The sequence below is a fragment of the Streptomyces sp. AK010 genome (genome assembly GCF_014207295.1).
Taxonomy (GTDB): domain Bacteria; phylum Actinomycetota; class Actinomycetes; order Streptomycetales; family Streptomycetaceae; genus Streptomyces; species Streptomyces massasporeus.
On record NZ_JACHCX010000019.1, the window covers coordinates 154,587 to 164,342 of the forward strand.

9 protein-coding genes are annotated in these 9,756 nt (G+C 74.6%); 7 read left to right on the forward strand and 2 right to left on the reverse strand.

Annotated features, from left to right (window positions below):
- Nucleotides 1-244 precede the first annotated feature (244 nt).
- Nucleotides 245-640, reverse strand: coding sequence for a hypothetical protein (locus HDC93_RS30250; protein WP_185014020.1), 396 nt, complete (start codon nt 638-640; stop codon nt 245-247).
- Nucleotides 641-938: 298 nt separating this feature from the next.
- Between HDC93_RS30250 and HDC93_RS30255 the strand changes: the two genes are divergently transcribed.
- On the forward strand, nt 939-2,390 hold the full coding sequence (locus HDC93_RS30255; protein ID WP_185014021.1) for a hypothetical protein: 1,452 nt from the start codon (nt 939-941) through the stop codon (nt 2,388-2,390).
- Between the two features lie 16 nt (nt 2,391-2,406).
- Here the strand turns inward: HDC93_RS30255 and HDC93_RS30260 are convergent, their stop codons facing one another.
- The gene (locus tag HDC93_RS30260; protein WP_185014022.1) at nt 2,407-3,030 is read right to left on the reverse strand and encodes a histidine phosphatase family protein; all 624 of its coding nucleotides are present in this window, start codon (nt 3,028-3,030) and stop codon (nt 2,407-2,409) included.
- A 200-nt stretch (nt 3,031-3,230) separates the two neighbouring features.
- Between HDC93_RS30260 and HDC93_RS30265 the strand changes: the two genes are divergently transcribed.
- The 6 genes from HDC93_RS30265 to HDC93_RS30290 all read left to right on the forward strand — a co-directional run.
- The gene (locus tag HDC93_RS30265) at nt 3,231-4,262 is read left to right on the forward strand and encodes a phosphatase PAP2 family protein (protein ID WP_185014023.1); all 1,032 of its coding nucleotides are present in this window, start codon (nt 3,231-3,233) and stop codon (nt 4,260-4,262) included.
- On the forward strand, nt 4,174-5,346 hold the full coding sequence (locus HDC93_RS30270) for a hypothetical protein (protein ID WP_398765279.1): 1,173 nt from the start codon (nt 4,174-4,176) through the stop codon (nt 5,344-5,346). Before HDC93_RS30265 ends, HDC93_RS30270 begins: the two co-directional genes overlap by 89 nt.
- Nucleotides 5,337-6,929 carry a hypothetical protein gene (locus tag HDC93_RS30275; protein WP_185014024.1) on the forward strand — a complete coding sequence of 531 codons (1,593 nt, stop codon included), beginning with the start codon at nt 5,337-5,339 and terminating at the stop codon, nt 6,927-6,929. Before HDC93_RS30270 ends, HDC93_RS30275 begins: the two co-directional genes overlap by 10 nt.
- Nucleotides 6,926-8,260 (forward strand): AAA domain-containing protein, encoded by a 1,335-nt coding sequence (locus HDC93_RS30280; RefSeq protein ID WP_185014025.1) that lies wholly within the window; start codon nt 6,926-6,928, stop codon nt 8,258-8,260. The genes HDC93_RS30275 and HDC93_RS30280 overlap by 4 nt, the downstream gene beginning before the upstream one ends.
- A 385-nt stretch (nt 8,261-8,645) precedes the next feature.
- A complete protein-coding gene (locus HDC93_RS30285; protein WP_185014026.1) occupies nt 8,646-9,014 on the forward strand; it encodes a hypothetical protein in 369 nt (122 codons plus the stop codon).
- A gap of 133 nt (nt 9,015-9,147) precedes the next feature.
- Nucleotides 9,148-9,756: bifunctional DNA primase/polymerase (locus HDC93_RS30290; protein WP_260419837.1), on the forward strand; the 609-nt coding region annotated here is incomplete at its 3' end.

Below are 9,756 nucleotides of genomic sequence, written 5' to 3' on the forward strand. Positions count from 1 at the left end.
CCAGGGACGTCAGCGGCAAGCCGCCGGGACGACCCGAGCGACAACCGACCGGGCGCCTCAGCGGCAGATGGCGGGACGGCCCGGCGACAACCGGCCGGGGCTTCACCGGCAAGCCGCCGGGACGACCCGAGCGACGGCCGGCCGGGCGCCTCAGCGGCAGATGGCGGGACGGCCCGGCGACAACCGGCCGGGGCTTCACCGGTAAGCCGCCGGGACGGCCCGAGCGACGGCCGGCCGGGGCGCCTCAGCGGCAGCTGTCCGCCGCCTTGATCATCCGGGCGGCCTCCCCCAGGGCCTCGCGCAGCACCGCCGGATCGGTCGCGAGGTCCGCCTCATCGGGCGGCAGCAGCCAGTCCGAGCCCGCCACGGGAGGCTCGGGCGCCAGGGTCTGTCCGCGCCCGTCGGTCTCCGTGCAGGTGCTGCCAGGCACGTCCCACCCGGCGGCCGTCCCCGGCGGCACCAAGAAGCCCAGGGTGTCACCGCCGTCGTCGTGCAGCACGGGTCCCACCGCGTCCCCTGGTCCGCGCCGCAGGATGTCGACCGCCTCCAGCCCCTGCCGGGCCGGCACCGTCACCACATCGCAGCCGGCCGCCGGTGTACCCGGCGGCGTACGAGGATCGTTGATCCGGCTGGTGTCCATACCGGCCTCCACCACGAAAACCCCTGCTTGGACGAGCGGTCGGGAGTCGGGGGCCTCCCGGTCCGCGAGGTTCAACGCGGCAGGTTGTCAACGGCTACGGCGGAAGTCAGCCGCAAAGGATGGCACTTCATGGCAGATCACGGATGAGATACCCGGTTTGTAGCAAAACCCAGCGTGGTGGCTCCATCACAGCAGGTACGTTCTTGCCCGCCGGACAAGGGGCCACCCAGGCGGACACATCGCGACAAGTCGCCCTGAATCCGGCATGGTTCCACGGTTCGCACGGGAGGACCCGGCCATGGCGTCGTCAACGGTGACCTCGTCTCAACCCCACCGGCCGCCGCGGCCGAACCTCGCCTTCCGGCGACTGCGCGGACAGCGCTCGCCGGCCGAGTTCGCCGCGGTGATCCGCCGGGCCGGGCTCGAGATCGGCGAGCAGGTCAGCTGTGACGCGCGCTACATCGGCCGGGTCGAGGCGGGCGAGATCCGCTGCCCCAACTACGCGTACGAACGGGTGTTCTTGCACATGTACCCGGGCCGCACACTCACCGCCCTGGGGTTCGCGCCCCGCTCGTCGGTACGCGGACGCCGGGCGCGCGACACCGATGACGCGCCCCTGACGGACACCGCGAACCGGGCGAACGCCACGAGTGAGACCAGTGGGGCGTGCGAGCCGTATGAAACGCAGAACCCGTACGACGCGTACCACCCGCACGACACCTACGAGGAGAGCGACGTGCTACGTCGCGCGTTCATGACCGGCGGGGGCGCCACGGTGGCCGCCGCCTCACTGGGGCCTGTCGGCCTCGCCCGCGACGCCTCGGCGGCACAGCGCCCCGTGCACCGCGCCGGGGCGAGCGACGCGGGCGCCCTGGAAGAAGCCGTCCGCCGGATCCGGCTGCTCGACGACCGGCACGGGGCGGACGGCCTCTACCGCCGCGCCGCGGCCCCGCTGCGCGCCGCCTACGCCCTGCTGGACGCCGGGACGACCCGGCAGACCACGGCGGACCGGCTCTACTCCGGCGCCGGTGAACTGGCCATCTCCGTGGGCTGGCTGGCCCACGACTCGGGGCGCTTCGACGACGCCCGTTCGCACTACGCGGAAGCCCTCGCGACCGCCCGGATGAACGGCGACCCGGGCCTTGAGGCGCACGCCTTCTGCAACACGGCGTTCCTCGCGCGCGACGCCGGCCGGCCCCGCGAGGCGGTCCGGGCGGCCCAGGCCGCGCAGCGCGTCGCCCGGCCGGTGGGCTCGGCACGGCTGATGTCGCTGCTCGCGCTGCGCGAGGCGGGCGGCTGGGCCGGACTGGCCGACCGCGTCGGCTGCGAACAGGCACTGGCCCGGGCGCAGGCCTTCTTCGGGCGGGGCCCCTCGGACGCCGACCCCGAGTGGATGAGCTTCTACGGGGAGGCCGAACTGGAGGGCCTGGAGGCGCAGTGCTGGTCCACGCTCGGCGACTGGCCCCGGGCGGCACGGCACGCGCGGCGCGCCGCCGAGCTGCAGGATCCGCACTTCACGCGGAACATCGCCCTCTACACGGCGGAGCTGGCGGACGACCTCGCGCGCGGCGGCCGGCCGGACGAGGCGGCGGTGGCGGGGATGCGGGTGCTGGATCTGCTGCAGGAGGTCCAGTCGTCCCGCGTCCAGACCATGCTGGCGGCGACCGCGCGGGTGCTGCTGCCGCACCGCAGGGCCTCCGGGGTGTCGGCGTTCCTGGAGCGGCACGCCTCGGCGCCGCGGACGGCCTGAGGAACTGTCGCGAACGTCACGCCCGCCGTGCGGCGTCCGGCACATCCTGGGCGAGGTGCCCCAGGTCGTTCCAGCTCTCGATCGCCGGCTCCCCGTAGGCCCAGCCCAGCACGGACAGCGACGTCGGGTTCAGCCGGATCCGGGCCGCGAAGTCGATCGGCAGGCCGAGCCACCGCGCCCCGATGGAGCGCAGGATGTGCCCGTGGGCGAAGACCAGGACGTCGCGGTCCTCGGAGCGGGCCCAGGAGACCACTTCGTCGGCCCGGGCCGTGACCTCGGCGAGCGACTCCCCGCCCGGGACACCGTCGCGCCAGATCAGCCAGCCCGGCCGGACGGCCTGGATGTCCGCGGGGGTCATGCCCTCGTACGACCCGTAGTCCCACTCCAGCAAGGCGTCCCAGGTACGCGCGCGGTCGCCGAAGCCTGCCAGTTCGCAGGTCTCACGCGCGCGTGCCAGCGGGCTGGTGCGCACCTCGACGTCGGCCAGGCCCTCGTACGGGGCCCGGTGCAGGCGCTCGCCGAGCAGCTTCGCGCCTCGCCGGCCTTCCTCCAGGAGCGGCACGTCGGTCCTGCCCGTGTGCTTGCCGGACAGGGACCACTCGGTCTGTCCGTGGCGGGCCAGCAGGATGCGCGCGGGCATGGGTCACCTTTCCGGAAGAACAACGCGAGAAGAACAGCGCAAGGGGAACTCCTCCATCATCGCGCACGCCCCCCGTGGGCAACCCGGGGGGCGATCTCTGCGTCTTTGAGGGCCGGAGGCGCCCCCCGGGCGGGCGCACACACCGTAAGGTGGCACGGCCGAACGGGCTACGCGCGACGACGAAGGGGGAGGACGATCGGATGCAGCACACCGAGACACCGGGCACCGAGGCGGCGGCCCCCGCGCCCAGGCTGCGCTGGTGGACCGAGCTGCCGCTGATCCTGCTGGTGTACGCGTGCTACTCGGCCGGCCGGCTCCTCGCCCGCGGCGACGTCTCCGGCGCCGTCGACAACGGTCTGACGATCCTGCGCTTCGAGAAGGGGCTGTACCTCAACTTCGAGCACCCCCTCAACCGCCTCTTCACCCGCGAGGCCTGGATAGGCATACCCGCCGACTTCTGGTACGCGTCGCTGCACTACCTGGTCACTCCGGCCGTCCTGGTGTGGCTCTTCCGCTCCCGCGCCGCGCGCTACCGCGCCGCGCGGACCTGGCTGATGACGTCCACCCTCATCGGCCTGATCGGCTTCACCCTGCTGCCGACCTGCCCGCCCCGGCTCCTCGACGCGAGCCACGGCTTCGTGGACACGATGGCGCAGTACAGCTCCTACGGCTGGTGGGGCGGTGCGGCGAGCGCACCGCGCGGCATGGGGGACATGACCAACCAGTACGCGGCCATGCCGAGCCTGCACGTGGGCTGGGCCCTGTGGTGTGGCGCGATGCTGTGGCGCTTCGGTGGTTCGCGCATGACGAAGACGGCCGCCGTGGCCTACCCGCTGATCACCACGATCGTGGTCATGGGCACCGCCAACCACTACTTCCTCGACGCGGTCGCGGGCGCGGCCGTCATGGGCGTCGGGCTGCTGCTGGCCCCCGTCGTGATGCGCACCGCGGACCGGGTCAAGGCACAGATCGTGCCGTCGGCCGCACCGGTCACGGCGGACTCCTCGGCCTCGGCTTCCGCCCCCGTCGCGGCGGACTCCTCCGCCGCGGGTTCCTCGATTGTCAGTGCCGGATGCCAGACTTCCGCGGGTGAGCGAATTCCACGGCAGCGCGAGTCGCGGTTCGAAGACGGAGCCGAACCGGGTGCCTCTCCCAAGGACGCGGGGGACGGCGCTCCGGATAGGGGTCTCCCCAGCGCGAGCGCAGTCGAGAGCTTGGGGAAGGCTCGCTGAGCTGCGCGGCCCCGACGTACCCGCGAAGGCGCTGGACGCGCGCGCCCTGGCGGCGCTGGCCGCCAACCCCGGGTGTGCGCGGCGCGCGATCCTCGACGGCGCCGGGGTGAACAAGGCGGCGCTGGCGAGCGCGCTGGGCGCGCCGTCGGCCTTCGGGCAGTCGCAGTTCGCCCTCACCCGGGGCAATGCCTTCGAGGCGAGGGTCAAGGCCGACGGCGGCGCGGAGTTGCTGCGGCTGGTGCACGACAAGCTCGACCGGTCCGCCGAGCCGCCCGCCGACGCGCGCGTGCCCGACCTGACGGCGGCCGGCCCCCGGGGGCGCACGGCCCGTACGGAGCTGGAGCTGCGGGAGGCCGCCGCGCACCCGGGCGCGTGGACGCTGCTCGACCATCCGATGCTCGCGCTGGACGTCGCGGGCTCCCCCGCCTTCCTGGAGCCGGACGCGGTGGTGGTGCATCCGGACGGCAGCTGGACGGTCGTGGAGATCAAGTCCTTCCCCCTGCTGGACGGTTCGGCGGACCCGGCGAAGGTGGGGGCGGCGGCCCGGCAGGCGGCGGTGTACGTGCTGGCGCTGGAGGAGGTCGCGGCCCGTCTCGGCGCGGAGGGGACTCCGGCCCCGCGGGTGCGGCACCGGGTGCTGCTCGTCTGCCCCAGGGACTTCTCCAATCTGCCGGCCGCGTCCGCCGTCGACATCCGCAAGCAGCGGGCGGTGACGGCCCGCCAGCTGGCCCGGCTGACCCGCATCGAGGACATCGCCGACGCGCTCCCCGAGGGCACGTGCTTCTCGCCCGAGCTGCCCTCCGATGAGCTGACGGCGGCCGTGGAGTCGGTCCCGGCGACGTACGTGCCCGAGTGCCTGTCCGCGTGCGAGCTGGCCTTCCACTGCCGGGCCCGGTCCCGCCAGGAGGGCGCGGTGACCTCGCTCGGGCGTCCGCTGCGGGCGGAGCTGGGCGGCCTCACGACGGTCGAGGAGGTCCTCGCGGCCGCGCGCGGCGAGGCGGGCGATCCCGACGACCCGGCCGTGGCGGCCCTGCGGCGGGCCGCCGCCCTGCGCGCCGAGGCACTGGAGGCGGCGTGTCGCTGATCTCCACCCTGGCCCGCCTCGAAGCCGTCAGCACGGGCCGTGCCCAGCCCGCCGCCACCGTCCGGCACCGGCATCTCGGCGACCGCCCGCTGGTGTTCGTGCCGCTGATCACCGCCGGTGAGGCCGGCGCCCCGCTGGGCGCGCTGGTCGGCACCGACCGGGACGCGCCGCGTCTGCTGGCCGTCCCGCAGCCCCGCGACCGCGACCTCAGGTTCGCGTTCCTGGCCGAACTGGCCGACGTCGTGCTGCCGTACGTCGACTCCTACGCCGAGGCCGTGGAGGCCGCCGAGCGCACCGAGACCGACCCGGAGACCGGCAAGCGCGTCAAGGTCGAGGTCGACCTGTGCGCGGACGCGCCGCAGCTGATCGTGCCGAGCCGCGCGGGCATCGACCTGGTGCGGCTGCTCGGGCGTTCGACCCGGTTCCGGCGTACGGCGGAGCAGGATCCGGAGGCCCCCTATCCGGCGCCGCCGCGGGTGCCGCTGCTCGGGCGGTGGCTGACGCACTTCGGGGAGCGGGCCCGGGTGCCCGGCTCCTCGCTGCTGCTGGCGATGACCGACGTCCTGGGCCGGCACTGGGTGACCGGGCAGTCCACCCTGGAGGACCAGCATCTGGGTGCGCTGCTCGCCTGGATCGACCCGCCGCAGGGCGTCACCGGTGCCGAGGCCGCGCTGCGCGCCGAGCTGGAGCGGGACGCGCGGGGGCAGCTGACATGCCCGCCGGCCGGTCCGGCGACCGACCCGGCCTTCGACAACAAGCTGCTCGCCCCGGCCATCGAGCGCTACGACCGGGCCCGCACCGCCCTCGCCGCCGCCGAGGACGGGCTGGAGGCCGACGACCGGCTGGGTGCGCTGAGCGCCGCCGAGCGGGAGATCCGCGACCTGGTGCTCAGCCGCACCAGGCCCACCTGGGACGCGGTCTGGCGGGGGCTGGACCTGCTGCGGGAGCTGCCCGAGGGGGCGCGGGTCGAGGAGCGGTGGACCCGCGACCGCTGGTCGTTCACCGGTCACCGCGACCGGGTGCTGGCCGGGGAGCCTCCGCAGCCGCGCCGCGACGACGCGGTCACCGCGGCCAACAAGCTCGCCACGCGCGAGCGCGAACAGGCCCGGCTGGAGGCGCAGGAGGCCCTCGACGACCCGCTGGTGATGGCGGGACGGCGGCTGTCCGGGGAGGCGTTCGCGGGTGAGGTCACCGATGTCGTGATGGCGTACAGCGAGGGCAAGCGGCCCAGCCCGCGCCCGTTGGTCACGGTGCGCACGGACGACCGGCCGCATCTCGGCGAGCGGACGAAGGTGTACCGGTCGCTGGGCGGGAAGCCCCAGTCGGCCGAGTTCGTCGCGGACGAGGAGGACGGCGCGTACGTCGTCCTGCGGGTCCTCGACAAGATGGGCCGCGGCAAGGAGCCCGAGCCGGGTTCGGTGCCGGAGAAGGGCGACCGGGTCTGCTTCACGCTCTTCGAGCACGAGCAGCGGGGCGGAGCGAAGCTGCCCGACCCGGAGGAGACGCCGTGGACGCACGGCGGGCCGCCCGGCGAGGCGGCTCTGGAGGCCGCCGACCCGGTGACCGAGGAGGATGTGCTGTGACCACGGTGTTCGACCCCTCGGCCGCCGCGGCCCAGGCCACCGACGCGATCCTGCACGACACGCTGCACGGCACCGCGCGCGGTGTCGTGGTGGACTCCCCGCCGGGCGCGGGCAAGTCCACGCTGGTGGTCCGCGCGGCCCTGGAACTGGCCGAGGCCGGTCATCCGCTGATGGTGGTCGCGCAGACCAACGCCCAGGTCGACGACCTGGTCCTGCGGCTCGCCGAGAAGAACCCCGAGCTGCCGGTGGGCCGGCTGCACAGCAGCGACTCCGACCCGTACGACAAGGCGCTCGACGACCTGCCCAGCGTGCGCAAGTCGGCCAAGGCGGGCGACCTGGCCGGGCAGGCCGTGGTGATCTCGACGGCGGCGAAGTGGGCCCATGTGAAGGTCGACGAGCCGTGGCGGCACGCGATCGTCGACGAGGCGTACCAGATGCGCTCGGACGCGCTGCTCGCCGTGGCCGGGCTGTTCGAGCGGGCGCTGTTCGTGGGCGACCCGGGGCAGCTCGACCCGTTCGCGATCGTCGGCAGCGAGCAGTGGGCGGGCCTCACGTACGACCCCTCGGGTTCGGCGGTGACGACCCTGCTGGCGCACAACCCGGACCTGCCGCAGCACCGTCTGCCGGTCTCCTGGCGGCTCCCGGCCTCCGCGGCGCCCCTGGTCTCGGACGCGTTCTACCCGTACACGCCGTTCCACAGCGGCACCGGCCCCGGTGACCGGACCCTGGCCTTCGGCGTGCCGTCGGACGGCTCGGGCCCCGACCGGGTGATCGACGAGGCGGCCGAGTCGGGCTGGGGGCTGCTGGAGCTGCCCGCCCGGCACACCCCGCGCACGGACCCCGAGGCGGTCCTGGCGGTGGCGACGGTCGTACGCCGTCTGCTCGACCGGGCGGGGGCGGCGACCTCGGAACGCTCCCCGGTGCCCTCGCCTCTCACCGCCGACCGGGTCGCCGTCGGCACGGCCCACCGGGACCAGGCGGCAGCGGTCCGCTCGGCGCTGGCCGGCCTCGGCGTCACCGACGTGGTCGTGGACACGGCGAACCGGCTGCAGGGGCGTGAGTACGACGTCACGGTGGTCCTCCACCCCCTCTCCGGCCGCCCCGACGCCACGGCCTTCCACCTGGAGACGGGCCGCCTCTGTGTCCTGGCCTCCCGCCACCGGCACGCCTGCATCGTGGTCTGCCGGGCGGGAGTGACCGACCTGCTGGACGACTATCCGTCCACGGAGCCGGTCCAGCTGGGGACGGTGGTGAAGTTCCCGGACGGCTGGGAGGCCAACCACGCGGTGCTCGCGCACCTGGCGGAACACCGGGTCGCCTGGCGGCCATGACCGGCGCCCCCCGGACTCACCCGTCGACACCTCACCCACCGCCGGCCGGAGGCCGGCACGCCGCCGGAGGCGGCCGATGAACACAGCCCGGACGGCTGGGAGGCCAACCACGCGGTGCTCGCGCACCTGGCGGAACACCGGGTCGCCTGGCGGCCATGATCCAGCCGGAATACCGGGGCGGCGGCGGCGTTGATCCGGCCGGAACACCGGGGCGCCTGGCGGCGATGATCTGGCCGGAACACGGCGTGTCCCGGGAGCCGTGACGAACGCCAGGTGGTGTGGCCGCCGTACCCACTACCGCGATGCCCACTTGCGCGCCCGCGAGACAATGGACGGTGGCCCACTCCACCGGGAGGGCCAGCGCGACGTACGAGGAGGAGAAGACATGGCGGAGCCCACGCCGCGTCGGAACGAATCGCGGCTACGCCCCGCGCCCCTGCTCTTCGAGCCTGCGGAGGCGGCCTCCGACCCTGAGCACTTCTTCGACCTCGAGTCGATCGACGACCCCCGGGCTCTGCTGGCCCGGGCGACGGAGCTGACGCTGGCGTTCCGGGCCGCGGCGGACCGGGCGGTGGAGTTCCAGGCGCTGGCGGCGGCGCAGCTGGCCGATCCGCGCAGGTTCGACCGGCTGACGACCGCGGACATCGCCGAGCGGGCCGAGTGGACCGAGGACTACGCCAAGAAGATGGTCGAGTTCGGGCGGGACCTGATGCGGGGCGACGCCGAAAGCCGAGGGCCCGGCGACTCCGCCTGACACGGCACCGCACGCCCTTTCCCGATCACCTGGCATATGCCAGGCGGGCAAGATACTCCCTCCCACCCCCTCCTGTCCCGATTTCCCGCAACCCTCGGGAGCCGGGCACTCACGGCGGGTACACCTTGATGCCATGAGCAGCGCATGGAACGCCTCCGAAGTCACCCCGGACGGGGCCGCCTGGCTCGCCTCGGCAGGAACGTATCCGCGAAGCACGCTCGCCCTCTGGGAGGAGCGGCCGGACGCCCCGGTCGTGCTGCCCTGCGGGTCGGTCTTCGACGTGGTCAGCGCGCCCGCGATGTTCGGCCGACGGATGCTCGACCGGCTGTGGGACGACGGCCCCGGCTCGGGCCCGGTCGCGCAGTTCCGCGGCCGGATGCTGCTGTTCGCCGCCCCCGGGACGGCTCAGCGGCTCCCCGCGCTGCTGGAGTGGGAGGAGTGGGGTGGCCGGGGCAGCCGGGAAGCCACCCGTACGGACGCCGTACCGCCGCTGCTGTGCCACGGCACCGGCGACGCGGTGACCGTCCCGGCACCGTCGGGGAGCATCTCCCCCGCCGCCCCGGCACCGCCGGAGGGCATCTCCCCCGCCGTCCGGGCGCCATCGGAGAGCGCCTCCCCCGCCGCTTCGCCGCCCGCCGGGACCACCGCCCCCGCCGCCCCGGCACCGCCGGAGGGCATCTCCCCCGCCGTCCGGGCGCCATCGGAGAGCGCCTCCCCCGCCGCTTCGCCGCCCGCCGGGACC

What these genes read in the sequence shown, in the direction of transcription:
- HDC93_RS30265 (WP_185014023.1), top strand. Translation starts at nt 3,231, where the DNA reads ATGCAGCACACCGAGACACCGGGCACCGAGGCGGCGGCCCCCGCGCCC.
- HDC93_RS30255 (WP_185014021.1), top strand. Translation starts at nt 939, where the DNA reads ATGGCGTCGTCAACGGTGACCTCGTCTCAACCCCACCGGCCGCCGCGG.
- HDC93_RS30260 (WP_185014022.1), bottom strand. Translation starts at nt 3,030, where the DNA reads ATGCCCGCGCGCATCCTGCTGGCCCGCCACGGACAGACCGAGTGGTCC.
- HDC93_RS30250 (WP_185014020.1), bottom strand. Translation starts at nt 640, where the DNA reads ATGGACACCAGCCGGATCAACGATCCTCGTACGCCGCCGGGTACACCG.
- HDC93_RS30285 (WP_185014026.1), top strand. Translation starts at nt 8,646, where the DNA reads ATGGCGGAGCCCACGCCGCGTCGGAACGAATCGCGGCTACGCCCCGCG.